This window comes from Acinetobacter baretiae (assembly GCF_015627105.1).
In the GTDB taxonomy this organism is placed as follows: domain Bacteria; phylum Pseudomonadota; class Gammaproteobacteria; order Pseudomonadales; family Moraxellaceae; genus Acinetobacter; species Acinetobacter baretiae.
This window is the reverse complement of sequence record NZ_VTDM01000017.1, coordinates 42,456-67,230: the sequence shown is the minus strand read 5'-3', so window position 1 is coordinate 67,230 and position 24,775 is coordinate 42,456. Positions and strand designations below refer to the sequence as shown.

The following is a 24,775-nucleotide window of genomic DNA, read 5'->3' as shown; positions in this document are numbered from 1 at the left end:
AAAATGACATGGTATGTGTTGTGATTTTTATGATCATTTACCTATAGCAATGAACTTTGATTGCCATAGGTAAACAGAGCGGTATTTAACGCACATTCACTATTTATTCTTCATTAAAAACTGTAGTGTATCTATCAATGGTCGCGACTCAACCATGTATTATCCTCCATACAACATCAATGCTGTATGGAATCGATCAACCTTGCGTCATACGAATAAACGATTGCAGTTCCTCGGTTTTTGGTTCGGCAAATAATGTTTTCGCTGGGCCATACTCGTGTACTTTACCTTCATGCATAAACAGTAAATAATCCCCCACATCTCTAGCAAAACGCATTTCATGCGTCACCATAATCAGTGTCATTCCTTCATGTGCTAAATCACGGACAACCGCCAATACTTCATTTACAAGTTCAGGGTCAAGTGCCGATGTAATTTCATCACAGAGTAAAATTTTGGGCGACATAGCCAATGCTCTAGCAATCGCAACACGTTGTTGTTGACCGCCAGATAACTGATTGGGCATAGCATCTGCTTTGGCTTTTAAACCCACCTTATCGAGCATATCTAATGCCAATGCATGGGTTTTTGCTTTATCGATTTTTTTAACTACTTGCACAGCAAGCATGACATTTTGAACCACACTTAAATGTGGAAACAAGTTAAATTGTTGAAAAATCATGCCGACTTTTAAACGTAACTCTCGCAAATCTGTACGATCAACATCTAAAACCGTACCATCTACTTCAATGTATCCTTGATCAATGGTTTCTAGGCCATTAATTGAGCGTAATAACGTACTTTTTCCTGAACCACTACGACCAATAATTGACACCACCGACCCTGCTTCTACATCTAGATCAATGCCTTTTAAAACATGGTTTTCACCAAAATGCTTATGTAAATTATGTATGTGAAGTAGTGACATGAAGTTTCTTCTCAAGATAAGATGCCAATGCTGACAATGGGAAACATAAAATAAAATAACACACAGCCACTAAACCAAAGACTAAAAATGGTTCAAATGTTGCGTTGGCTAAAATGGAACCTGTTTTGGTTAGTTCTGTAAAACCAATAATAGACGTGACCGCCGTTGCTTTCACAATTTGTACCGAAAAACCCACCGTAGGCGCAATTGCAATACGTAAAGCTTGCGGTAAAATCACATAACGAAACTGTTGAAAACGTGTCAGTGCTAAACTACTACCCGCTTCCCACTGACCAACAGGCACAGATTGTACGCAACCACGCCAAATTTCTGCAAAGTATGCAGCAGCATACGCGGTCAAAGAAAAAGAGGCAGCAACCCAAGCAGAAGTATCAAACCCAAGTAATGCAAGCCCAAAAAAAGTCATGAACAATTGCACTAACAAAGGCGTGCCTTGGAAAAATTCAATATAAACAATGGCAATTTTTTGTAAAATCGGATCTTTGCTGATTCTGAGCATAAGAATCAATAAACCACATACTCCGCCCAATACAAAAACGATTAACGATAAAACAAGTGACCAACCAAAACCATTAAGTAAGTTATGAATAATGTCCCAAAGCGTAAATTCTTGCATCATCATTGTCAGTCACTCCCCTTAAAGCAGATACGCCCCAAACGCAACAACAAAGCACGAATCATCACAGATAACATTAAATATAATATGGCAATCACAATATAAATTTCGAAGCTTCTAAAATTTCGTGATTGAATAAAATTCGCAGCAAATGTCAGATCTTCCATTGAAATTTGTGAACAGACCGATGAACCCAACATCACAATAATAATTTGGCTACATAAAGCAGGCCATACTCGTCCAAGTGATGGTGGTAAAACCACATAACGTAAAATTTGAAATCGAGTCATGGCCAAAGATTCAGCTGCTTCAATTTGTCCTTTGGCTGTTGCCTGTATACCTGCACGAACAATTTCCGCACTATAAGCCCCTAAATTGATAATCATGGCTAAAATAGATGCCGTCCATGCATTCATGGTCACGCCAATGGCAGGTAAACCAAAAAATATAAAAAACAACTGAACTAAAAAAGGTGTATTACGAATTAATTCGACATACACGCGAAAAATCGCACTTAAAGGTTGTATTTTCCATGCTCGACATGCCCCAGCAAAAATACCTAGTACTAGGCCAAACACGGTTCCGACAACCGTCAGTAACAATGTTTGTCCTAAACCTTCAACAATCATACCGCTATAGGGTAATACACTCGAAAAATCAAACTGGTATGACATCACACTCTCTTTTTAACGGTGGCAATATCACAACTTAAAATTGTTTTGGCAGCGGTGCATTCAGCCATTGCACAGAGATACGATTAAGCTGACCATTACTTTTTGCGGTAGTGATGATACTGGTAATTTTATTGTGTAGCTCAGATTCACCTTTATTGAGTCCGATATAACATGGAGAGTTTTTAATAATAAATTTGGTATCTAATGGTTTTTTTGTAAAATTTTTGCTAAGCGTACCTGCAACAACATTACCTGTGGCAATTAGGCTCACTTGACCTGAGTAAAATGATGAAATTGTTGAATTATTATCTTCAAAACGTTTAATTGTTGTAGATGCCGGCGCCATTTTTGTCAATTCAATATCTTCGATTGCTCCACGCGTTACACCCACTGTTTTTCCTGCAAGCTCTGCTACAGATTTTGCTTGTTCATTTTTTTGACCAAATACGCCTAAATAAAATGGGGCATATGGTCCAACAAAATCAATGACTTGTTCACGTTCAGGTGTTTTACCTAAACTAGAAATGACTAAATCAACTTTTTTTGTGGTTAAAAATGGAATTCGATTGGCACTGGTCACAGGTACAAGAACCAATTTCACCCCTAAAGATTGGGCAATCAGTTTAGCTACATCAATATCGTAACCTTGGGCTTGTAAATCTTTACTCACTGAACCAAACGGAGGGTAGTCTTGTGGAATTGCAACTTTAATTACACCTGATTTTTTGATGTCTGCAAGTGCATCTGCATTTGCAAAAGTTGGAATCATTGTTGCCGATGTTAAAACAGAAAGTGCCAAGAGCAAAGAAGATGGTTTAAACATAATGACCCCGAAAGTACATAACAGTAAAAGATGTACCAACACAGGAGCAATAATTATGCCATGAATTCAAAACACCAAATGTTCAATTAAATAAAGCCTTGATGGTTGTTTCATTTACTTCAAGCCTCTTATCTATATAAACAAAGAAAGATTCATTTCAAATAATCTATTTGATTTCATCAGTGCCTTGTCATTTAGATACACAAAGCACAGCATGTGTATGAAATACTGCACTAAAAAAGTACGTATTATGCGATGTTTTACTTCGTGTTTGACCAATTGCCATATAATAGACCATTGATCAAATCAATTATTGGTACTGCGCACTATTGTGCCTGCTGTCGATGTGCCAAAATTTCTTCAAGATTATCTTCAATCCAATAGACCAAATAGGCTATTTTTTCTGCCGCTTGCTGGCCTAAGGCGGTTAAACGATATTCTACTTTCGGTGGAATTTCGGCATACACTTGTCGTGAAATAAAATCATCTTGTTCAAGCATTTTTAATGTTTGAGAGAGCATTTTTTCACTTACACCATCAATATGTTGCTTTAATTCACTAAATCGCAACACAGCATGTTGACTCAAACAGCGTAAAATAAGTACAGACCATTTACTGGTCAAACGCTCTAAAATTTGTCTAGATGGGCATTGACTCGATAAAACATAACCTTGAAGTGACATATTAGACATTATTTATTTCCTTTTTTACTATACTTACTTTTAGGTAAGTACTTACAATTAGTAAGTATTTAGCATAGCATAAATATCGTTCAGTAAATAACCCTACCATTTAACAAGAGGTTTTATATGAAAATTGCAGTTACAGGTGCAACAGGTCAATTAGGTCATTTAGTCATTCAAGCATTGAGTCAACAGACTGCACCTGAAAATATTATTGCGTTAGTTCGTGATACAAAAAAGGCGCAACATTTTGTAGAACAAGGGATTGATGTTCGGTTTTTCGATTATAGTCAATCTGAAAGCTTACGCCCTGCTTTAGATGGTGTAGATCGCCTACTTCTTATTTCAGGCAGTGAAGTTGGACAGCGTGTTCCTCAACATCAAGCGGTTATCGATGCGGCTGTTCAGGCATCTGTACCTTATATTGCATATACAAGCTTATTACATGCAGATACGAATCCACTCAGTTTAGCGGCTGAACATAAAGCAACTGAAGCTTTGATTCAAGACAGTGGTTTAGCATACGCACTACTACGTAATAATTGGTACATCGAAAATTATTTGGGTAGCCTCGCCCATACAGTGGCCGAAGGTAAACTTTACGGTGCAGCTGAAACGAGTAAAATTAGTGCAGCTTCACGTCAAGATTATGCACAAGCAGCAGCCAATGTATTAATCAAAGCACCATCGGGTAATCCAGTGTATGAACTTGCAGGTTCACCTGCCTTTACGCTTGCTGAATTGGCATCGACCATTGGTCAAGTCTACAACACACCTGTTGAATATATTAATTTAACAGCAACAGAATACAGTCAGGCGCTTGTTGCTGCAGGATTGCCACAAGGTTTAGTCAATGTCATTGTAGATGCAGATATACAGGCGACTCAAGGCGCTATGTACAGCGAATCAAATGACCTAGCCACACTGCTTGGACATGAAACAACATCGCTTCAACACCTTATCGAACAACAAAAAACGGCTTAATCTGAATGTGGGAAAATCACATTGTGTGATTTTCCCACTGTGCAGTTTGTATTGCACGCGTTGACCTACCCAATAAAAAAGCGAGGATATCCTCGCTTTTATAACATGACAAAATCGTTATGGTTCAACACGATTCGGTTTTAAGTCAAATACTTTTCGCAATACTGCAGGGTCTGGATGTCCTTTAATTGGATCATCTGGGTAATATCCAACATGAATAACACCTTGCCCATATAAAGATGTAATGGTATCGGCCAATTCTTGTGAAGGAATAGGTGCGTTATCTTTACGCCAATTGACTGCTTGTAACTCAACCACTGCTTTACGCAGACCATTTGGATACTGTTTTAAACGATTCACAATATCTTGATAAAACTGATCTTTATCTTTTGCCTGTTCCATATAAGGCATGGCCATAATCGCAGTAAAATCATAGCGATTCAGCGATTGTTCAAGCGATTGAGAATACCAATTTTCTGCATACGGATTCAACACCACTTGGGCATACATATTTCGTGCAGTTAATAACGCAGGTTGATACTGTCTGACATCTTTTGCCACTTGCATGGCTAAATCATCAATGGTTTTGGTTTTAAATGCAGTCCACTGCTGTAATGCTCGATCATTGTTGCGAACAAAATCTAAATTGGTTGACAATCCTGCTTTTGCATACGCTTTTAACGCAGCTGGGCTTGCATCTTCATAGTCAGACAATGTGGTGTCGTCATGGAACAATACACCATCGAACGTTGCAGATTTACCTAAATCTTCAAAAATACCCTCGATCACTTTACGTGCAGGTGCAGAATATGGCGATAAACGAATGTAACCCATATTTAAATGATCGCTGGCTTTAGGCTGCTCTGTTTTTACCAAATCTTTAGATACAGGATTACTTTTTGGTAGTTCCCAAGCCAACAATGGCATCCATGCATAAATACGTTTTACCTGCGTACGTTTTTCAATTTGCCATGCCACACGGTTAAATAAATCCTGACGCATAGGAATATAGCGATTTGGGAAATACACCATATCTGCTGAGCCATTGGCATCACTGTCAGAAAAAGCTTGTAGATATACCGTATTGACATTCATTTGCTGAATACGATCTAACAATAACCCTAGATTTTTTTCTTCTTGCTTTTCATCTTTGTCATAAATGTAGTCAAGGTCTACATGCATAATCTTTTGTGCACGATAGTTATCACCTAAATCATGCTGACGATTATAAATTTCTTTGCCTAAATCTTCGACCGTCATTTTTCGTTCAATTAAAATTCGATTAATCGCACTAATCGATTGATTTACAAATACAGGGCCATCATCCAAACTCACGGTGATTGGCATACCTAATTTTTTTGCCACGGCGACTGTTTCCGTATTATAACGACCGTATGGCCACACCATTACGCGTGGTGATGCAATGCCATTGGCTTTCATACGCTCATTATTTTTTTTCAAATCTTCATAAATGCGTTGGGCATATTGTTGATCATTTTCATAACCTTTGGTTTTTGGGTTATATATACGTGTGGTTGCCGCAGGTTGTGAATTACCCTGTGGGTTTCCAAGCACACCATGATGTAAATCATAACTATGACTGGCAATTTCAACATAGCCACTGTCGCTCATTTCTTTAATTTGAGCCCATGTCAGAATTTTATTACGTGCCACTTCACTGTCACCAAAATGTACTTCTTGATGACTTGGTGTATCCACCCAAGAACCTACAATGGCAAGAACAACAGGAATTTTATTGGCTTTCACAAATGGATAAATATTGCTATAAAATGATTCATAGCCATCATCAACGGTCAACAAAACAGGTTTTGTAGGCAAACTGATTTGACCTGCATGCGCCTTGATTAATTGGTCGGTAGAAATAAAATGGAACCCATTATTTTTCAAATAATTAATTTGTGCTTCAAAATTTTCTGTGGTGACTGCATACAGTGGAATCACAGCATCGTTTGATTCATTGGTTACTTCATGATAACCAATGACGGTTAAAGGGTCTGCCGTGTTCGAGGGCAGTTGTGCATAAAGTGTTGTTGCACTTGTTGCAAGCATGGCCATAGCCATACAGCTACGGCGAGTTTTTTTTAACATGTGGCTTAGCATATCGTTCCTATACAACCTATTGGCCCATTACAATCTATCAATATCATACTGTTTTAATCATCACGAACATTACGTGGGCATACTGTTGCGACTATAACGTTGCATGACGTTTAAACTTTTTTCATTTAACCCAATCACAGTACATTCCACTTGAAGATGCTGATATTGCTGCACCAATACGTCCAAAGTTTCTACTGCATTGATATCCCAAACATTTGCTGCGGTTAAATCAATAACAACGCGTTCTACTTTCTCTATATTAAAATCAAAAGCTTTAAAAAAGATGTCAGACGAACTAAAAAATAACTGTCCTGTTACCCGATATACTTGGGTATGCCCAGACAAAGGCAATGCTTCAACTTCAACACTTTGTTCAAGTTGTGCAACCAAACATAATGCTGAAATTAAAACCCCTGCAAGCACACCTAACGCTAAATTATGACTATATAAGACCACCCCAACTGTCACTAACATCACCACATTATTACTGGTCGATTGTTTATTAAATGCAGTAATAGATGTCCAATCAAAAGTATGAATACACACCACAATCATCACTGCAACCAACGCAGCCATAGGAATCACTTTCAGCCAAGCCGTTAAAAACAGCACTAAAATCAGTAGAAATGCCCCTGCAACAAAGGTAGATAGTCGACCTCTTGCACCTGATTTTACATTAATCATAGACTGGCCAATAATTGCACACCCTGCCATACCGCCTAAAAAACCAGTGACGATATTTGCAACGCCTTGTCCAATACACTCTTGATGCTTATTACTGTCGGTATGTGTAATTTGATCAATCAGTTTTGCAGTCATCACAGATTCAAGCAATCCAACAAACGCCATTGCCACCGCATATGGAAGAATAATCCATAGTGTTTGCCATGTGAATGGAATATCTGGAATTAAAAAAACAGGGAAACTATGGGGTAAATTCCCCATATCTCCTACAGTTTTAATAGGGGTAGAAAAAAATAATGTGAGCACAGTCAAAACAACTATACACACCAATGACGGAGGAAGCATTTGCCCTATTTTAGGAATTTTTGGAAACAAATAAATAATTAACAACCCCAAAGCCACTAGACCATATACCACATACGGCACATGAATAAGGTGTGGTAATTGCGCCATGAATGTCACAATGGCTAAAGCATTTACAAAACCAACTACAACAGGTTTTGGTACAAAGCGCATTAATTTTGCTAAACGAATCTTACCAATGGTAATTTGCAGTAACCCCGTTAAAATGGTTGTTGCCAATAAATACTGTAATCCGTGTTCTTTAACGAGTGTGACCATGAGCAATGCCATCGCACCTGTGGCAGCCGAAATCATTGCAGGGCGCCCCCCCACAAATGCACTCACCACAGCCATCGAAAAAGCAGCATATAATCCAACACTTGGATCAACACCTGCAATCACTGAAAAAGAAATCGCTTCAGGAATTAATGCCAGACCAACCACAAGCCCTGCCAAAACATCTTTACGAATATGACCAAACCATTGTTTTTGATAATGAAGTAACATAAGGAACCATGTTGTATAAAGACAATCAACTAAATTAAAATCAAATACTTAAAAAATACTGCGACCAGAAGCGTATAACAATTACTCTGCCACAAAGCCATTAAAATTTACTTAAGTGTGAACAGGTATAGTTTTTGCTTTAGAAAAGGAAATCTTTTTTCTTTTTTGGTTTTCACATGACATATACCATTTATCCAAGTCAACAATCCGAGGCCAAAACGATTGTTCTCAGTTCAGGTTTAGGAGGACATGCTCAATTTTGGGCACCACAACTTGAAGCACTAACACAACATTTTAATGTACTTACCTATGATCATGTCGGTATTCATCATCAAAGTGCCGATCTACCTCAAGATTATACATTAACAGACATGGCACGTGAGTTATATCAAATCATAGAGCATGCACAGATTAAAACCTGTTATTTTATAGGTCATGCTTTAGGTGCATTTATTGGCATGGAATTAGCCAAAATCGCACCGAAACAGATTGAAAAAATCATTATGATTAATCCATGGGAAGAACTAGACCCACATACAATACGTTGTTTTAACACACGTCTTAAGTTACTCGAACATGCAGGTATTTCAGCATACATTCAAGCCCAAGCATTGTTTTTATATCCACCTGCATGGATTTCACAACATGACCAACAGCTTAAACAGCAAGAACAGTACATGATAGATCAAGCGTGCACCACGCATAATATTAAAACTCGACTACATGCACTTAAAAGCTATCAACCATTACATGCCATTCATGCCATTGATATGCCTTGTTTAATTATCAGTAATCAAGATGATTTTTTAGTACCTTGGCAGCGCGGTCTTGCACTCTCTAAAGCCATTACTCACAGTCAATTTGAATTATTTGATACAGGAGCACATGCTTCTACAGTCACTCAAACGTCCCAAATAAATGACTGTTTATTCAAATTTTTAATGCCTTAATCTAAAAAAGTGTCTGGTAAAATACTATTTACGAGTAATTGCTTGGTCGTGGCAATTGCATCTTGTTTAAATGCTTTATTGCTCAGTGTTTTACCCGACACAACCTGAACTTGCGTGGCAAAATCTGCATAATGCTGTGTCACTGCCCAAATATGAAAAATGAGATGAATTGGCGATACAGGTTTAATTTTCTTTTGTGCAATCCAGTATTCAATAATCTGTACTTTTTTCAGTACCAACGGTTTTAATGCAGTTTTTAATACCTTCATTAAATAAGGTGAGCCTTGAATGATTTCTAAAGCATACAAACGAGAAGCCTGAGGATTGTTCTTTGACATCTCATATTTAAGTTCAATATAACTTTCTAAGACCTGTTGAGGGTCACTTTCTTCAGAAAAATAATTCAAAGGCGTTAACCATTCGGTCAACACATAAGACAGTACCTCTATATATAAGTGCTCTTTGTTTTTAAAATAATAAAATAAATTAGATTTAGACACACCTGCCGCTTCAGCAATTTTTTCCATGCTGGCACCTTGCAAACCATAATGTGAAAATACCGACAATGCAGATAAAACAATATGCTGTTCTTTAGATGCCATTACTTGCGTTTTCTTACTGCGACTCATTTGCACTCACATCAACACCTATGATTGACCTTTAGTGGGTTTAGCTGAGTATATACAACTTGCTGTACTTTAGCATTTTCTGCATAAAATTTGTGCAGAAAAAGAGTATGTGTTTTATTTGGGTGCATAAAGTGGACTATTTAGTCCAACTAAAAAAACAATAAAAAATATATAAAATATTGTTTATATTATAAAAATAATATTGGCATATATTATGCATAAATAAAAATAACAGGTTTAAAAAACCATATTATCAATGAGGTGCCACATGCAAGTAGGTATTTTTTGTCCGATTGGAAACAATGGTTGGTTAATTTCAAAAAACTCACCTCAGTACAAACCCACATTTGAATTAAACAAAGAAATTGTCTTGAGTGCAGAAAAATATGGTTTTGATTTTGCCTTATCGATGATCAAACTTCGTGGCTTTGGAGGGGAAACAGAATTTTGGGACTACAATCTTGAAAGTTTCACACTCATGTCAGGCTTAGCGGCTGTTACCTCTAAAATTAAAATTTTTGCAACGTCCGCCACATTGGTCATGCCACCTGCCATTGTGGCACGTATGGCAACAACTCTAGATTCAATATCCAATGGTCGTTTCGGTTTAAATGTCGTTACGGGTTGGCAACGGCCTGAATACAGCCAAATGGGCATGTGGCCGGGTGATGCCTTTTTTGGTAAACGTTATGAATATCTTGCTGAATATGTGCATGTACTTAAAGACCTTTGGCGTACAGGAGCATCAGATTTCAAAGGCGAGTTTTTTCAAATGGATGACTGTCATGTTAAACCAACACCATCAAAAGAGCTCAGTATTATTTGTGCAGGACAATCAGATGCAGGTTTAGCATTTTCTGCCAAATATGCCACCTATAATTTTGTTTTTGGTAAAGGTTTAAACACCCCTACAGCATTTGCACCGATCAACGAACGCTTAAAACAACAAACAGACAAAACAGGACGTCATGTTGAAACCTTAGCATTATTTATGGTCATTGCTGCACCTAGCAATGAAGAAGCGATGGAAAAATGGGTGAAATACAATGAAGGCGCTGATTTAGAAGCAATTGCTTGGTTACAAGATCAAGGATCAAAAGATAAAACATCGGGTTCAGACACCAACATTAAACATATGGCATCAAGTGTTTCACCAGTCAATATTAATATGGGCACGCTGGTTGGTTCATTTGAAAAGGTAGCAGCCATGTTAGATGAAATTTCACACATTAAAGGCACAGCAGGAATTTTACTGACCTTTGATGATTTTATACAAGGCGTGAACGACTTTGGTGAAAAAATTCAACCACTCATGAAAAGTCGTATCCATATAGACAGCCCTGTGCTGAGTCAAGTCAAAGATATAACAGAGGATGTAACCGTATGAGTGAAATAAACCTTGTTTCTGCCGAATTTACCTCAGAAACTAGCCCTGTGCTGACTGCTGAACCTGAATCTATTCGCCTTGACCCGAAACAAACTGCGCTTATTGTTGTTGATATGCAAAATGCCTATTCAACCCTTGGAGGCTATTTAGATTTAGCAGGGTTTGATGTCTCTACCACACAACCAGTGATCGAAAAAATTCAACAAGCCATTAAAACGGCTCATCAAGCAGGCATTCAAGTTATTTTCTTTAAAAATGGTTGGGATGATCAATATGTAGAAGCAGGTGGTGCAGGTTCGCCCAACTTCCATAAATCAAATGCACTCAAAACCATGCGTAAACGCCCAGAATTACAAGGCACACTTTTGGCCAAAGGTGGTTGGGATTATGAATTAATCGATCAGCTTACACCACAACCACAAGATATTGTCATTCCTAAACCACGCTATAGCGGATTTTTTAATACACAGTTTGACAGTATTTTACGTGCTCAAGGCATTCGCAATTTGGTGTTTACAGGCATTGCAACCAATGTATGCGTTGAATCTACACTCAGAGATGGCTTCTTTTTAGAATACTTTGGTGTATTGCTTGATGATGCTTGCTATCAAGCTGGCCCTTCCTCGGCACATGATGCCACTTTATTTAATGTTAAAACCTTTTTTGGTTGGGTATCCAATACTCAAAACTTTGTCGAAACATTTCATTCATAAATTTTACTGATTAAAAAGGAAAATACATCATGCCAAAAACTATTATTTTACCTGAAGGAACAGGAAAACCACTTGCACCATATGTTCCTGCTACCCGTGCAGACAACATTGTTTATGTTTCAGGCACACTGCCACTAGATCACCAAAACAACGTTGTTCATGTTGGCGATGCCACAGCACAAACTCATCATGTACTCACAACCATTCAAACAGTCATTGAAACAGCAGGCGGAAGTATGGATGACGTGACATTTAATTCTATTTTTATTAAAGATTGGGCAGATTATGCCGCAGTCAATGCAGTGTATGCAGAATACTTTCCGGGAGATAAACCTGCACGTTATTGCATACAATGTGGTTTAGTTAAACCCGATGCATTGATTGAAATTTCATCAATCGCTCACCTATAAAGTCAATCTTTGTATAGATCATTTGGCATACAGTAGTACCATATCGCATATATCATGGTGCTACTGTATTTATAGGTAGATCGTCACTTGTTTTTTACCATGAGGATACACCATGTTAGATAACGCTCGATCATCTCGTGTAAATGTAGAACATACCATCCCTACTCCATCTCATCAAAACACTCCTCTATCTCTCATGAATAAACCTATACTTTCTGATGCACAGCAAAATTTTCGTAATGCGATGAGCCAATTGGCAACTGCAGTTAATGTGATTACTACAAATGGCCCTGCAGGTCAGGCAGGTTTTACAGCCTCTGCAGTATGTAGCGTAACAGATCAGCCTCCTACATTATTGGTTTGTCTAAACCGTAATGCTTCGGTATATGAAACCTTTAAAACCAATCAAGTTTTATGCGTAAATACGCTAGGGCAACACCACGCTACACTCTCCAATACCTTTGGTGGTAAGACACCAATGCCAGAACGCTTTGAAAAAGCAACTTGGCATTATTTATGCACATCATCTCCTGTACTAGATGATGCTGTAGTGGCTTTTGATTGTAAAATCACAAACATTTCAAGTGTGGGTACACATGATGTTTTATTTTGTGAAGTACTAGAAACCAAAATAGGAACAGGACATGGCCTGATTTATTTTGACCGTGCCTATCACAACTTAAATCGTCACCCTTAAATTTATCACTCACACTTTTTTTGTACATCAAGGGGAATTCATCCAATGAGTGAACGCTGGTTTAATACATGGAAACCATTTAAAGGTGATTTAGAAAAAACACCCGTAGCAATGAATGAATACTTACCTGCAGGGCAATCTATTGTTTTGGGAGCACAACATGCTTTTGCCATGTTTGGTGCCACTATTTTAGCTCCTTTACTCATGGGCTTTAATCCAAGCTTAACCATGCTCATGACAGGAATTGGTACTATTTTATTTTTCCTCATCACAGGAGGACGAGTCCCAAGTTATCTCGGTTCAAGCTTTGCTTTTATTGGTGCAGTAGCCGCAGCAACAGGTTATAGCGGTGTGGGTGCAAACCCACATATTGAACTTGCATTAGGTGGTATTGTTTTATGTGGTGTGGTCTATGCTGTCATTGGTTTACTGGTGATGAAAACAGGAACACAATGGATTGAAAATCTATTACCACCTGTCGTGACTGGTGCGATTGTCATGATCATTGGCTTAAACCTTGCACCTGTGACCATTAAAGGCGTATCTGGCAATGCATTTGACAGTTGGTTAGCCTTTGTGACTGTGTTATGTATTGGCTCAGTGGCTGTATTTACCACAGGTTTACTGCGCCGTTTGCTTCTTCTTGTTGGCTTAGTGCTGTCTTACATTATTTACTTTGTCCTTTCTAACGTGATGGGTTTTGGTAAACCTATTGATTTTGCACCTATTCAACAAGCAGCTTGGTTCGGTTTACCCACCTTTCACAGTCCTGTATTTACCATGAATGCAGCCCTACTGATCATTCCTGTTGTGATTATTTTAGTGGCAGAAAATTTAGGACACTTTAAAGCTGTCAGTGCGATGACAGGTCAAAATATTTCACCTTATATGGGACGTGCATTTCTTGCTGATGGTGTTTGCACAAGTATTTCCGGAATGATTGGGGGTACAGGTATGACCACATATGCTGAAAATATTGGTGTGATGGCTGCAACCAAAATTTACTCAACCATCATTTTTGTTGTGGCTGGTATATTTGCAATTGCTTTAGGATTATCCCCTAAATTTGGCGCATTAATTAGTACCATTCCAAATGCAATTTTAGGGGGTGCATCTATTGTAGTATTTGGATTAATCACCATTTCGGGTATTCGTATTTGGATCAATCATAACGTCGATTTTAGCCAAAATGGCAATATGTTTGTTGCAGCCGTAACAATTATTATGGGTGCTGGAAACTATGCTTTACACATCGGTAGCCTCGATTTAGGTGGCATTGGTACTGCAACATTTGCTGCGATTGTACTCAATCTCATTTTAAACCGTAAAACACACGCCTAGTACCATACAATAATGAAAACGCAGTGATCAAACACTGCGTACATTACCCTTAAAAAATAAAACATCAATCACTAAAAAATCTCTTTATCACTGAGGCAAGCATGACTACAAAAACATACTCAAATGCGCATTGGCTTGCGTTTAGTGCCAACCGAAGCTTTCACAAAGATCCCCGAGTGGTTGTATCTGCTCACCACCACCACTTAACCGATGATCATGGTCGACAAATCTACGATTCTTTATCTGGTTTATGGACCTGTGGCGCAGGACATACTCGCAGTAGTATTGGTCAAGCAGTCACAAAACAGTTAGCAACACTCGATTACTCACCTGCTTTCCAATATGCACACCCTTTATCGTTTGAATTGGCAGATAAAATTGTTGAACTGATGCCTCAAGGGCTCAATCATGTTTTATTTACAGGATCGGGCTCTGAATGTGCAGACACAGCGGTAAAATTAGCCAAAGCCTACTGGCGGATTCAAGGCAAAGCTTCTAAAACCAAATTTATTGGTCGTATGAAAGGCTATCACGGCGTGAATTTAGCAGGAACGAGTCTTGGTGGTATTTCAGGTAATCGAAAAGCTTTTGGTCAATTTTTAGATGTAGACCATTTACCTCATACCTTACAAACAGGTCATGCGTTTACCCAAGGTATGGCAGAAGATGGCGGTATAGCACTGGCCAACGACATGTTAAAACTTATTGAACTGCACGATGCATCTAATATTGCAGCGGTCATCGTTGAACCGTTATCGGGTTCGGCAGGGGCAATTATTCCACCAAAAGGCTATTTACAGCGTTTGCGTGAAATTTGTGATCAGCACGATATTTTACTTATTTTTGATGAAGTCATTACAGGCTTTGGCCGTTTAGGCACATGGACAGGTGCAGAATATTTTGGTGTTACACCAGACATTTTAAATTTTGCCAAACAAATTACCAATGGCAGTATCCCTTTAGGTGGCGTTGTTGCAAGTTCTAAAATTTACCATGCTTTCATGCAACAAGACTTGCCCGAACATGCCATTGAGTTTGCACATGGTTATACCTATTCAGCCCACCCTGTGGCCTGTGCAGCAGGTTTAGCCACACTGCAATTACTAAAAGAGGAGCACTTAATCGAACAATCCAAAAACTTAGCTCCAAAGTTTGAGCAACTCATTCATGGCTTAAAAACATGCCCGCATGTCGTTGACATTCGTAATTGTGGATTAGTCGGTGCTATTCAATTACATGCCAAAGAGGGTGACCCCACCATACGTCCTTTTGAAGCAGGTATTGCACTTTGGAAAGCAGGGTTTTATGTTCGCTTTGGTGGAGATACTTTACAGTTTGGCCCTATGTTTAACAGTAAAGTCGATGATTTAGATCGCCTTTTTCACGCTGTGGGTGAGCAACTGTATTTAACTGATTAAATTAAAAATTCTAGGTGTTTAGATTTTTTCAAAACATCTATTCACCTAGACCATTGCACAAACGAATATCAATAATTAAAAAAGATGGTCTATTGATCTTACTCAGAGCTAGACCATGAAATGCTCATTTTATGCCCCACAGTGTTAGGGGTTTTTACAGCTGTACTCGGCTCTTGTGCTGAAGTATCTATACTTAAAATGTCTTTGGCTAAAGCTTGTCCCAATTGCTGATAACCTGCTGCTGTAAAATGTACACCATCACCACGACCTAACCCTTGTGTCATCCATTTTTTCATACTGCATTGGCCACCCATCGCTTGTTGCCAACTCCAAAACAAGGTATGTTCAGTTTCTGCCACTTCTTTTTGCATGTCTTGCACAGCAGTTAAATGAATTGGCCGCGTACCACAAATCCCCGCAGTATTTTTGAGGCTTTCAGGGGCAGATATAATCATAATCGCACTATTTGGACTGGCTTGGCGAATTTGTCGAATACGTTCGATCAACACTTGTTTGGTTTGTACAACATTCAAACGATCGTTGTATGCTTCATTGGTACCATAAGCCAAAATAATTAAATCTGGTGCAATTTCTGTCACTTCACGTTGCCATGCTTGAGTATTCCAACGATCCCATTGCGATAGTTCAGAGCCATTAATTCCCAACGCAGATACCACAACACCTTGTCCATTGGCATTTTTTGCCCACCAACCGCCAATTGCTGTACCTGTGCTGTGCGGTGCTGTCACAGTAAATGGTAAAGTGGCTGTAAAGCTTGCAAATTGCCATGTATTGTTTTTCATTGGAGCATCTAGATTAAAATGTTTACCGTGCGCATCTACGACTGTGAGCGCTTCATCTGTTGAATTTTGACGTATACTCACCACAATACGCTGTTCAGGTTGTGGTATTTTGGCTTTAATCGTCAACATCGCACCATTACTTTTCGGTACGGCCAACAATCCGCCCAAACTATAGTCTTCATTTTGCTGTGTACGGCTAGAAATCGCTTGCCAACCCGCATTGTCGTACCCATATAAAGATAAGCGTTGCCCTGCAAAAAACATAGGCATGCCCCACCCCATACCACCATCTGCCAACTGTTGTTGTAAAACCGTTCGTAGGCTACCTGTCATTAAATCTGCAGCGGTATGCGAGTCACCTAGTTGAACAATGTTGGCTGTTTTAGTACGCAAAGCCTGTTGTAGTTTCGCTGTATTTGGTTCATTAAAATTATTAAAAACATCTGCATGTACTGCTGTAGTGACCGACAGTGCCAATGCAACTCTTAAAAATACGTTCATGCAATCTCACTCAGAGCGTTCGTTAGCTGACCTTTAAATAGTGTAAAATAGTGTTCGCAATACGCTTTTGACCATCTGGCGAGAAATGAATACCATCTGCACTACGTGCTTTTACGGCTTGACCATTTTCATAAAAATAGTCGCTGTAAATATTATTTATATTGCCAAGTATTTCACGAGAATCGATAGATAAAGCATTGTTTTTTTGTACTTCATCTGCAACCACATGATTCAAATACATCATCTGTTTATTTAATACAGGTTTTCTCATATTCGGTGGTGTAATCCACATCACACTCACATGATGTTGATTTGCAGTTTGAATAATATCTGCCACACGTGAACGATAAAGTTGTTCCCACTCAGGACTTTCATATTTTAAATAACTTCCTCCATGTGGGTTAGGCATATCCCATGGGTCATTGGGCCCCAAAAAAACCACCAATACTTTAATATTTGGATGGGAAACAAGAGTGTCTTTAATCGTTTTTGGCCAATCAAAAAATTTAGGGTATGCCAAGCCTGTACTTTGTTTACTTAAATTGACTGTTTTAATTTTAAACTGTTCAAGTAAGGCTTTTTGCACATGTGGTGCAACACCTTGCATCATAGAATCACCGGCAAAAAACACTTGATCATTTGCAGTTAACGTAAATTTTTGGCTTAAATCATCTTGCGCTTTTTGTTGTTCTTGCACTGCTAAAAGGTGTTGCTGATGTTGTTTTTCTACTGCTATTTTCTGTTGAAGACGTTGTGTATATTCAACACTATACGCATACTTTTGATTAAACACATCTGTGATGATTTGATTGTTTTGTGCAATGTTTTTCGCCATTACATCTCGCTTTTGGTAGAGTATACTTCCCCACTGTGCCCCTTGTTGCCATAAACGATATTGATCCAACACATGTAATGGGCTTTCTGCATGGTAAGTTTGTTCATAGTATGCATTGACTGAGTTTTGCAATAACCATAGCCCTGTGATTGCACCTGTGATCAACACAATCAGCGTATATAAAACACCCATATAATGGGTTTGGTCTGTACTGCTACATGCAAAATTTGAATGTGGCACGTTTGGAAGTGTTGGCTTAGAAATTTGCATAAATAAATCCTGGAATTCCAGAGGGTGCACATACTAAAATTAAAACAAAAATAAGAAGCAAAGGTACAAACAGACGATACTTAGCATGTTGAATGTCTTTGCTTTGCAATTGAACGAACATTGTTCTTACAAAAGGATAAGCAATCCAACTTAATGTTAGTAACGTCATTAAATACAATGGGTTACTTGACCACTGTACATTATTCATATTAAAAAACAGAGAATGAAAAACATTCATAGCTTCATCGAATGTTTTTGCTCTAAAGAAAACAAAGCAAAAACATACAAAATGTATTGTGAATAATATACCTAAAACTTTACCCAACCCACTTGAACGATATAGTACATTTTGCGCATCTTTCATACTGACTTTAAATATTTTTGCATATACAAGATCTGCGGTATTTAATAGCACCAAAGCCAAACCGTGAAACAATCCCCACAACAAAAAATTCCAACCTGAACCATGCCAAATACCAGATAAAACCATAGCACTGAGTAAGTTGATTTGGGTTCTGACAAAACCACCACGACTGCCACCTAGCGGAATATAAATATAGTCACGAATCCATGTAGAAAGACTGATATGCCAACGGTTCCAAAATTCTCGAATGTTATGTGCAAGCAATGGGGCTTTAAAATTTACAGGCAATCGAAAACCCAACAATAGTGCAAATGCAATCATCATTTCACTATAGCCTGAAAAATCTAAAAATAACTGTAAGGTATACCCATAAATGGCTGTGAGAATTTCTAAACTATGATACTGCATAGGATTTGCAAACACAGGATTCACCCAGTTGTCTGCAAGCCATGTGGCCAACCACCATTTTTTAAGCAAAGCCAGTATTAATAGTAAAAAAGCGAGGCTTGGCCATAAAATCTGACGCTTTTGTGTTGTACAGATTTGTTCACGCATGCCACAAGGTTGTTGCTTAATATCTGTTAAGCCCTTCACAGACTCAACACGGGCAATAGGCCCTGCGGTGATGGTACAAAAAAACGAAAAATGGAGTAAAAGTTCATTAAATTTTAAGGGTGCGACAGTCTGTTGTGCTTTATAACAACTGACCAAATAACTAATGGCCTGAAATGAATAATATGACAAGCCTAGTGGCAATAAAAGATTGGCGACTAAACCTGAACTATCTAATTGTACCCGATCTAAGCTTTGGGCAATCACCGGTCTAAAAAAGTCATAAAATTTAAAAATAAACAACTGTAGTACAGTCAAAAAAATACCTGACAACATCAATATTTTTTTATATTTTTCAAATTTTTGCATGCCTATAGACAGCAAAAAAATAAGTAAACTAAACACAAAAATACACAACAGTGCAATTTCATTGGCCATCAAGTAAATTACAGCATAGCTTGCAACCACCAACAGTATATTTTGAAGTTTAGGACTAAAACGAAAGGCCCAGTACACAACAAAAAATACAATAAAACATAGGGAAAATTCGATGGACAAAAATGAGAACATACAACACTTTTTTACTATTATATTCAGGCGGCAAATATAGCACTCAGCATACGATTTTCAAACAAGAAAATAACATACGCTTAACAGAATATTGTAACTTGGCGATTGTACTTTTTAAATCTGACTACAGTGCCAATTATAATTTATCAAATGCATTTTCTTGCTCAATGACATCACCACTTCTTAAAATAAAACGCAGTTTATTTTTCCAAAATTCAGCAATAAATACATCTTCCAAATCGATATTTAAGTCCACTAATTTTTGTTCTAACCACACTTCATCACGTTTAATATGTTTTAATTCATTGCTTCTTAATGATCCTTCTTTAATTAAAATGACAGAAGGCATTTCAGATGGATCACAAATAACAGTCAGCTCCCCATTAGGCTCAATTTGCGCATAATATACCTGTTCAAATGAGTAAATTCCTTGTGAGTGTAACTGTGACACAATATTGATAATATCAATTTTATTTTGCTTCGCTAAAATATTATCCATCAAAAATTGACGTTTTTTAATAATCGGAATCGGCTCACCAATAGTAAAATTTCGAAGTAAATAGACATGCTTAGAAATATAATTTAAAGATGAAATTAAAAATACACCGATCAGCAAGACCAAAATATATTCATGAAATGGAATCGCACGACTATAAATTACACCACCAATAATACCACCCAAAACAAAGTTACCAATAAAGTCAACCGGGGTCATTTGAGATAACTGTGTTTTTCCTGACAAATTTAAGTGAATAATGACAATAACAAAGCCCACAAAAAACTTTAAAAAAACTAAAGAATAAAACAGCATGCCGATCTCTTTAAAAAATACATCACTAAGAAAACTCATCAGCAAAGTCGCCAAATGAATCGCAAAGAGGATAGTGTGAATCTAAACGGTTTGATTCAAATTACACCAAGACCATACAATCACATAAATAATGACTAGAGATAACATAACTTAGATGAATCTATCTGTTTATTTTTGTTCACATTGCTGTTTATTCTACAATAATTACATCTTAAACCAACGCTCATTTTTTGATAAATTAACGGCTTCGAAACAATAAATAAGCGACCGTTAACATCATGACAGCAATCATTGCATCTATAAAACGCCATGCAGTGGCATTATTTAACCACGGTGAAAGCCATTTAGCTGTACCACCCAATAGAATAAACCACAGTGTAGACGCACAAATTGCTCCAAATCCAAACGCATACTGCAATAGGGTTGTGGGTTGCTGACTTCCAATAGCACCCAATAAAACAATCGTATCTAAATAAAAGTGTGGGTTCAGTAGCGATACAGCCAAAACCAAACGAACAGCAACCATAATATGCATTTGTTGTTCATTTAATTGTTGTACTTGTAAGCCATGTTGAGAAAAAACACTCCGCTTGAGTGCTTGTAATGCATACCATAATAAAAAAATAATCCCCCCCCAACGAGCAATCGACATCAAAAAACTAGATTGCTGTAATGACTGCCCAAGCCCTGCTATACCAATCATAATGGCAATCGAATCACATAAAATACAGCCAAATATCGTGATCCAAACATGCTGTTTTTGAATGGCCATGCGTAAAACATGCGCATTTTGCGCACCAATAGCCACAATCAAACCTGCACCTATGCCTAAACCTTGGGCAAAACTTGTCCATAACATGACTATCTTCCATCGCTTTATTTGCTAATGGGTTATATTATTCATACTTCAAATGAAATAAATAAAAACTAAGAAATGATAAGCTTCACTAAATTTTTTTTAGGATAATTCATGCTAGATCATAAGCAATGCCAAGCGTTTTTAGCAGTCATAGAAACAGGAAGTTTTGAGCACGCGGCAACACAGTTAAATGTCACTGCATCTGCAATTACGCTCCGTGTTAAAGCATTAGAGCGATCTTTAGGACATATTTTACTTATTCGAGAGCGACCATGTTACCCAACACAAGCAGGACAAGATTTATTACAGTATTTGAATAAAATTATGTTACTTGAACAAGATTTGTTTCATCAATTTACAGGAAAGCACCCCGAAAATTCATTTTATCAAGCACATATTGCCATCAATGCAGACAGCTTAGCCACATGGTTTTTACCTGCATTAAAAGACATGTTATTAAAAGAAAAAATAATTTTAAAAATTCATTTAGATGATCAAGATCATACTCACCATTTACTCAGCTCAGGCCAAGTCAATGCCTGTATATCTAGTAATGCAATCACACAAAAAGGCTGTCATGCCATATATTTAGGTAAAATTGGTTATCATATGGTGGCCTGCCCATCTTTTATTCAACAATGGTTTCCTCACGGCCTTACACGCCAAGCACTCAGAACTGCACCTGCTGTTATTTTCAATCGTAAAGATGAAATGCATATCAACAGTTTATTGCATCATTTTGGATTAAGTAAAACCGTTTACCCATACCATTTAATTCCATCTTCTGAGTCATTTTTACAAGCCATAGAAATGGGTTTTGGTTATGGCATGCTACCAGACCTTCAAATTCAAGGCACTGATTTGGTGGTGTTGTCGCCTGCATTAAGTACAGAAATTGAATTGTACTGGCATCACTGGCAACAACAGTCTGACCAAATGAAAAAACTCACTTTGCATATCCAACAACAAGCTCAAATACGTTTACAACAAGATGAAGGTAACACCCGATATGACACTTCAAACAACCCCGTAGATGAGATAGATGCCGAGTAAATTATCCCCTGATGCACCTCTTTTTCTGCAAAACCTTCAGGGCTTGCCACGGCATCTTCCATCACTTGTTCCATCCAATCCTCTTTGTCTTGTTCACTGACCGATGGAGGCAAAACTTTTGCCGTATTTTTAATTAAAGTCATGGCAATGACCAAACTTTTTTCATCCACTAAATAACTACGGTAACGCACGAGCGTGAGTTGTCCATCGACATTGGATTTACCCTCTAATGTAACCTGTGCATTTGAAATATTGGCCACTGAAAAAAACTGATTATTGATCAAAAAAGGTGCCAATGAAATCAGTCCTGACATCTTTTCTGATTCAATTTTTTGATTCATTGCCAAACGAAATTGTTCAGGTGTCATGGCAAAACTTTGATAAGATTGAGTCATTAAAACGTTGGTTTTTTGATGTATTAAGGGCATTTGACACCCTTGTATAAGCATTGTTCCGGCCAATGCAAGCCATCTTCCACAATTTTTCATCATGTAAACTCAAATATTTTAGTTTTTCTAAGGCATTATTAATTATGGTGCTTTATTGAGCACACTTACACATTAACACAAAGTAAAACCAATTCAATATGCAATCTATGATTAGTTCAGTGTGGTACCGTTTTTTCATCAAGCACTTCACGTAAACAGGCCAATAAAATCGTAAAAGCAGACATCATTTCAGACTCTTCTACGCAAGCAAAGCCGAGTAATAATCCACGCTGATGACAAGTTTGACGATGCATATAGTACTGCGACAAAGCCCTGACTTTAATCCCCTGTGCCAAGCTATGCTTCGCTAGGGCAACATCATCGACATACAAAGGAAGTTTTAACACCAAATGTAGTCCTGAAGCATCATCAAATTCATGTAAAAAAGATTCACCTAAATAACGAAGAATCAAATCAATTAAATATTTACGTCGTTTACCATATAGCAATCGCATACGGCGTATATGAGCCTCATAATGCCCATCTTTAATAAATTCAGCCAAGGCACTTTGAATCAACACATGCCCCCCACGGTATAATTCAGCCGCTGCCGTACGTAAAGGCACACTAAGGACTTTAGGTACAACCACATAGCCAATTCGTAGCGCAGGATAAATGGTTTTACTAAATGTTCCCATATAAATCACACGACTGTTTTTTTCTAAACCCTGCAATGACGGATACGGCAACCCTGAAAAACGAAACTCACTGTCATAATCATCTTCTACAATCCAACTGCCATGCTTTCGTGCAATCTGTAGCAATTGTTTACGCCGAGATACACTCAAATGCACACCTAACGGATATTGATGTGACGGTGTTACAAAAATAAGCTTTGGGCTTTGATCTGGATACAGCTCAGGTACAATACCTTCTGCATCAACAGGTAGAGGGTAAATATCTGCACCATTGACGTTTAAATTATTTCGCACCCCCCAATATGCCGGATCTTCAATCCAAACTCGATCGCCAACATCGCTTAAAGTACGTGTAACTAAATCAATGGCTTGATGAATTCCTTCAGTAATAATAATTTGATCTGCATCACACTGTACTGAACGTGCCATTCTCAAATATTCAGCCAAAGCTTGACGTAACAATATACAACCGCCGTCATTGCTATAAATGAGCTGCTCCACCTTTGGTGATTTATTTAATTTATTTTGAATCCGTGTAAAAATATGATGCGGAAATTCTGTTACATCGGGTGCACCGGGCACAAAAGCTCCCCACTGATGTGGCGATGCAGCTGCCGTTTCTACTAATTGATGTCCTCGTTGGGATAACACTGCACTCGACTGAACACTTTGAGTTTGATGGTCTAATATTGCTGTCGGTAAAGATAAATAAAGATCAGGTAATTGTTCAGAGACCCATGTACCATGCCCAATACGTGCCTCAACATATCCTTCTGCTTGTAATTGATCATAAGCATTGAGTACTGTATTTCGAGAAACTTTGATTTCTTGTGCTAAATCTCTCGATGCAGGCAACCGTGTTTTGGGGTGCAATATACCGTCTAATATTGCACCCCGCAAACAATCAAACAAACGCTGTTGTAATGTACCACTTTGCGCTTGCTGTAATCTTTGCAATAAATAATCGCCCAATAAACGACGCAATTGGCTCCCCCCTCAACCGTAAAAGTGGCTCTCGTAAAAAAAGTATAAATACGACACATTGATGACATCATACGCATTGTAGAACATCTCATCGTGCATACGATATATCTATGCAATCA

General features: G+C 38.0%; 24 protein-coding genes. 9 read left to right on the top strand and 15 right to left on the bottom strand.

The genetic code is table 11. The annotated features are described in order from the left end of the window. Positions 1 to 196 precede the first annotated feature (196 nt). The 5 genes from I2F17_RS07820 to I2F17_RS07800 form a co-directional block, all read right to left on the bottom strand. Positions 197 to 928: an amino acid ABC transporter ATP-binding protein gene (locus I2F17_RS07820; RefSeq protein WP_196421851.1), complete on the bottom strand. Its 732-nt coding sequence runs from the start codon at positions 926 to 928 to the stop codon at positions 197 to 199. Further along, on the bottom strand, positions 906 to 1,571 hold the full coding sequence (locus I2F17_RS07815) for an amino acid ABC transporter permease (protein WP_235985931.1): 666 nt from the start codon (positions 1,569 to 1,571) through the stop codon (positions 906 to 908). Before I2F17_RS07815 ends, I2F17_RS07820 begins: the two co-directional genes overlap by 23 nt. A gap of 2 nt (positions 1,572 to 1,573) precedes the next feature. Beyond that, entirely contained in the window at positions 1,574 to 2,239 is a 666-nt protein-coding gene (locus I2F17_RS07810; protein WP_211139522.1) for an amino acid ABC transporter permease, read from the bottom strand. Between the two features lie 34 nt (positions 2,240 to 2,273). Beyond that, on the bottom strand, positions 2,274 to 3,062 hold the full coding sequence (locus tag I2F17_RS07805) for a transporter substrate-binding domain-containing protein (protein ID WP_196421853.1): 789 nt from the start codon (positions 3,060 to 3,062) through the stop codon (positions 2,274 to 2,276). A gap of 326 nt (positions 3,063 to 3,388) precedes the next feature. Further along, positions 3,389 to 3,754: a winged helix-turn-helix transcriptional regulator gene (locus tag I2F17_RS07800; RefSeq protein WP_196421854.1), complete on the bottom strand. Its 366-nt coding sequence runs from the start codon at positions 3,752 to 3,754 to the stop codon at positions 3,389 to 3,391. A 117-nt stretch (positions 3,755 to 3,871) separates the two neighbouring features. Between I2F17_RS07800 and I2F17_RS07795 the strand changes: the two genes are divergently transcribed. Next, positions 3,872 to 4,729, top strand: coding sequence for an SDR family oxidoreductase (locus tag I2F17_RS07795; RefSeq protein ID WP_196421855.1), 858 nt, complete (start codon positions 3,872 to 3,874; stop codon positions 4,727 to 4,729). A 117-nt stretch (positions 4,730 to 4,846) separates the two neighbouring features. Here I2F17_RS07795 and pgaB read toward each other — a convergent pair whose 3' ends face one another. Continuing rightward, entirely contained in the window at positions 4,847 to 6,850 is a 2,004-nt protein-coding gene (pgaB, locus tag I2F17_RS07790; RefSeq protein WP_211139521.1) for a poly-beta-1,6-N-acetyl-D-glucosamine N-deacetylase PgaB, read from the bottom strand. A gap of 69 nt (positions 6,851 to 6,919) precedes the next feature. Next, complete coding sequence (locus I2F17_RS07785; RefSeq protein WP_196421859.1) at positions 6,920 to 8,383, bottom strand: SulP family inorganic anion transporter; 1,464 nt, start codon at positions 8,381 to 8,383, stop codon at positions 6,920 to 6,922. 176 nt (positions 8,384 to 8,559) lie between these two features. Between I2F17_RS07785 and rutD the strand changes: the two genes are divergently transcribed. Continuing rightward, a complete protein-coding gene (gene rutD / locus I2F17_RS07780) occupies positions 8,560 to 9,333 on the top strand; it encodes a pyrimidine utilization protein D (protein ID WP_211139520.1) in 774 nt (257 codons plus the stop codon). Here rutD and I2F17_RS07775 read toward each other — a convergent pair. Then, entirely contained in the window at positions 9,330 to 9,962 is a 633-nt protein-coding gene (locus I2F17_RS07775) for a TetR family transcriptional regulator C-terminal domain-containing protein (protein ID WP_211139519.1), read from the bottom strand. The genes rutD and I2F17_RS07775 overlap by 4 nt on opposite strands. Positions 9,963 to 10,230: 268 nt before the next feature. Between I2F17_RS07775 and rutA the strand changes: the two genes are divergently transcribed. The 6 genes from rutA (at position 10,231) to I2F17_RS07745 (ending at position 15,928) form a co-directional block, all read left to right on the top strand. After that, a complete protein-coding gene (gene rutA, locus I2F17_RS07770; RefSeq protein ID WP_211139518.1) occupies positions 10,231 to 11,349 on the top strand; it encodes a pyrimidine utilization protein A in 1,119 nt (372 codons plus the stop codon). Beyond that, the gene (gene rutB / locus I2F17_RS07765) at positions 11,346 to 12,062 is read left to right on the top strand and encodes a pyrimidine utilization protein B (RefSeq protein ID WP_211139517.1); all 717 of its coding nucleotides are present in this window, start codon (positions 11,346 to 11,348) and stop codon (positions 12,060 to 12,062) included. Before rutA ends, rutB begins: the two co-directional genes overlap by 4 nt. Before the next feature lie 29 nt (positions 12,063 to 12,091). Further along, on the top strand, positions 12,092 to 12,472 hold the full coding sequence (rutC, locus tag I2F17_RS07760) for a pyrimidine utilization protein C (RefSeq protein ID WP_196421864.1): 381 nt from the start codon (positions 12,092 to 12,094) through the stop codon (positions 12,470 to 12,472). A 196-nt stretch (positions 12,473 to 12,668) separates the two neighbouring features. Beyond that, the gene (locus I2F17_RS07755) at positions 12,669 to 13,169 is read left to right on the top strand and encodes a flavin reductase (RefSeq protein ID WP_211139537.1); all 501 of its coding nucleotides are present in this window, start codon (positions 12,669 to 12,671) and stop codon (positions 13,167 to 13,169) included. Positions 13,170 to 13,214: 45 nt separating this feature from the next. Continuing rightward, complete coding sequence (locus I2F17_RS07750) at positions 13,215 to 14,510, top strand: solute carrier family 23 protein (RefSeq protein ID WP_211139516.1); 1,296 nt, start codon at positions 13,215 to 13,217, stop codon at positions 14,508 to 14,510. A gap of 101 nt (positions 14,511 to 14,611) precedes the next feature. Next, positions 14,612 to 15,928, top strand: a complete 1,317-nt coding sequence (locus tag I2F17_RS07745; RefSeq protein WP_196421866.1) for an aspartate aminotransferase family protein — start codon at positions 14,612 to 14,614, stop codon at positions 15,926 to 15,928. A gap of 98 nt (positions 15,929 to 16,026) precedes the next feature. On the opposite strand, the gene I2F17_RS07740 is transcribed toward I2F17_RS07745, so the two are convergent. From I2F17_RS07740 to I2F17_RS07720, 5 genes are all read right to left on the bottom strand, one after another. After that, positions 16,027 to 17,232 (bottom strand): SGNH/GDSL hydrolase family protein, encoded by a 1,206-nt coding sequence (locus tag I2F17_RS07740; protein WP_211139515.1) that lies wholly within the window; start codon positions 17,230 to 17,232, stop codon positions 16,027 to 16,029. A 22-nt stretch (positions 17,233 to 17,254) separates the two neighbouring features. Beyond that, positions 17,255 to 18,337, bottom strand: coding sequence for an SGNH/GDSL hydrolase family protein (locus I2F17_RS07735; protein WP_211139514.1), 1,083 nt, complete (start codon positions 18,335 to 18,337; stop codon positions 17,255 to 17,257). After that, the gene (locus I2F17_RS07730) at positions 18,324 to 19,769 is read right to left on the bottom strand and encodes an MBOAT family O-acyltransferase (RefSeq protein ID WP_328705927.1); all 1,446 of its coding nucleotides are present in this window, start codon (positions 19,767 to 19,769) and stop codon (positions 18,324 to 18,326) included. The genes I2F17_RS07735 and I2F17_RS07730 overlap by 14 nt, the downstream gene beginning before the upstream one ends. A gap of 190 nt (positions 19,770 to 19,959) precedes the next feature. Further along, positions 19,960 to 20,673, bottom strand: coding sequence for a DUF421 domain-containing protein (locus tag I2F17_RS07725; protein ID WP_211139512.1), 714 nt, complete (start codon positions 20,671 to 20,673; stop codon positions 19,960 to 19,962). Between the two features lie 199 nt (positions 20,674 to 20,872). After that, a complete protein-coding gene (locus I2F17_RS07720; protein WP_196421870.1) occupies positions 20,873 to 21,493 on the bottom strand; it encodes a LysE/ArgO family amino acid transporter in 621 nt (206 codons plus the stop codon). A 111-nt stretch (positions 21,494 to 21,604) separates the two neighbouring features. On the opposite strand from I2F17_RS07720, the gene I2F17_RS07715 reads away from it, so the two are divergent. Continuing rightward, complete coding sequence (locus tag I2F17_RS07715; RefSeq protein ID WP_196421871.1) at positions 21,605 to 22,546, top strand: LysR family transcriptional regulator ArgP; 942 nt, start codon at positions 21,605 to 21,607, stop codon at positions 22,544 to 22,546. On the opposite strand, the gene I2F17_RS07710 is transcribed toward I2F17_RS07715, so the two are convergent. Both I2F17_RS07710 and pdxR read right to left on the bottom strand, forming a co-directional pair. Continuing rightward, a complete protein-coding gene (locus tag I2F17_RS07710; protein WP_196421872.1) occupies positions 22,465 to 23,037 on the bottom strand; it encodes a hypothetical protein in 573 nt (190 codons plus the stop codon). The two genes, I2F17_RS07715 and I2F17_RS07710, sit on opposite strands and share 82 nt — an antisense overlap. 113 nt (positions 23,038 to 23,150) lie before the next feature. Continuing rightward, on the bottom strand, positions 23,151 to 24,656 hold the full coding sequence (gene pdxR, locus I2F17_RS07705; RefSeq protein WP_211139511.1) for a MocR-like pyridoxine biosynthesis transcription factor PdxR: 1,506 nt from the start codon (positions 24,654 to 24,656) through the stop codon (positions 23,151 to 23,153). Positions 24,657 to 24,775: the final 119 nt, after the last annotated feature.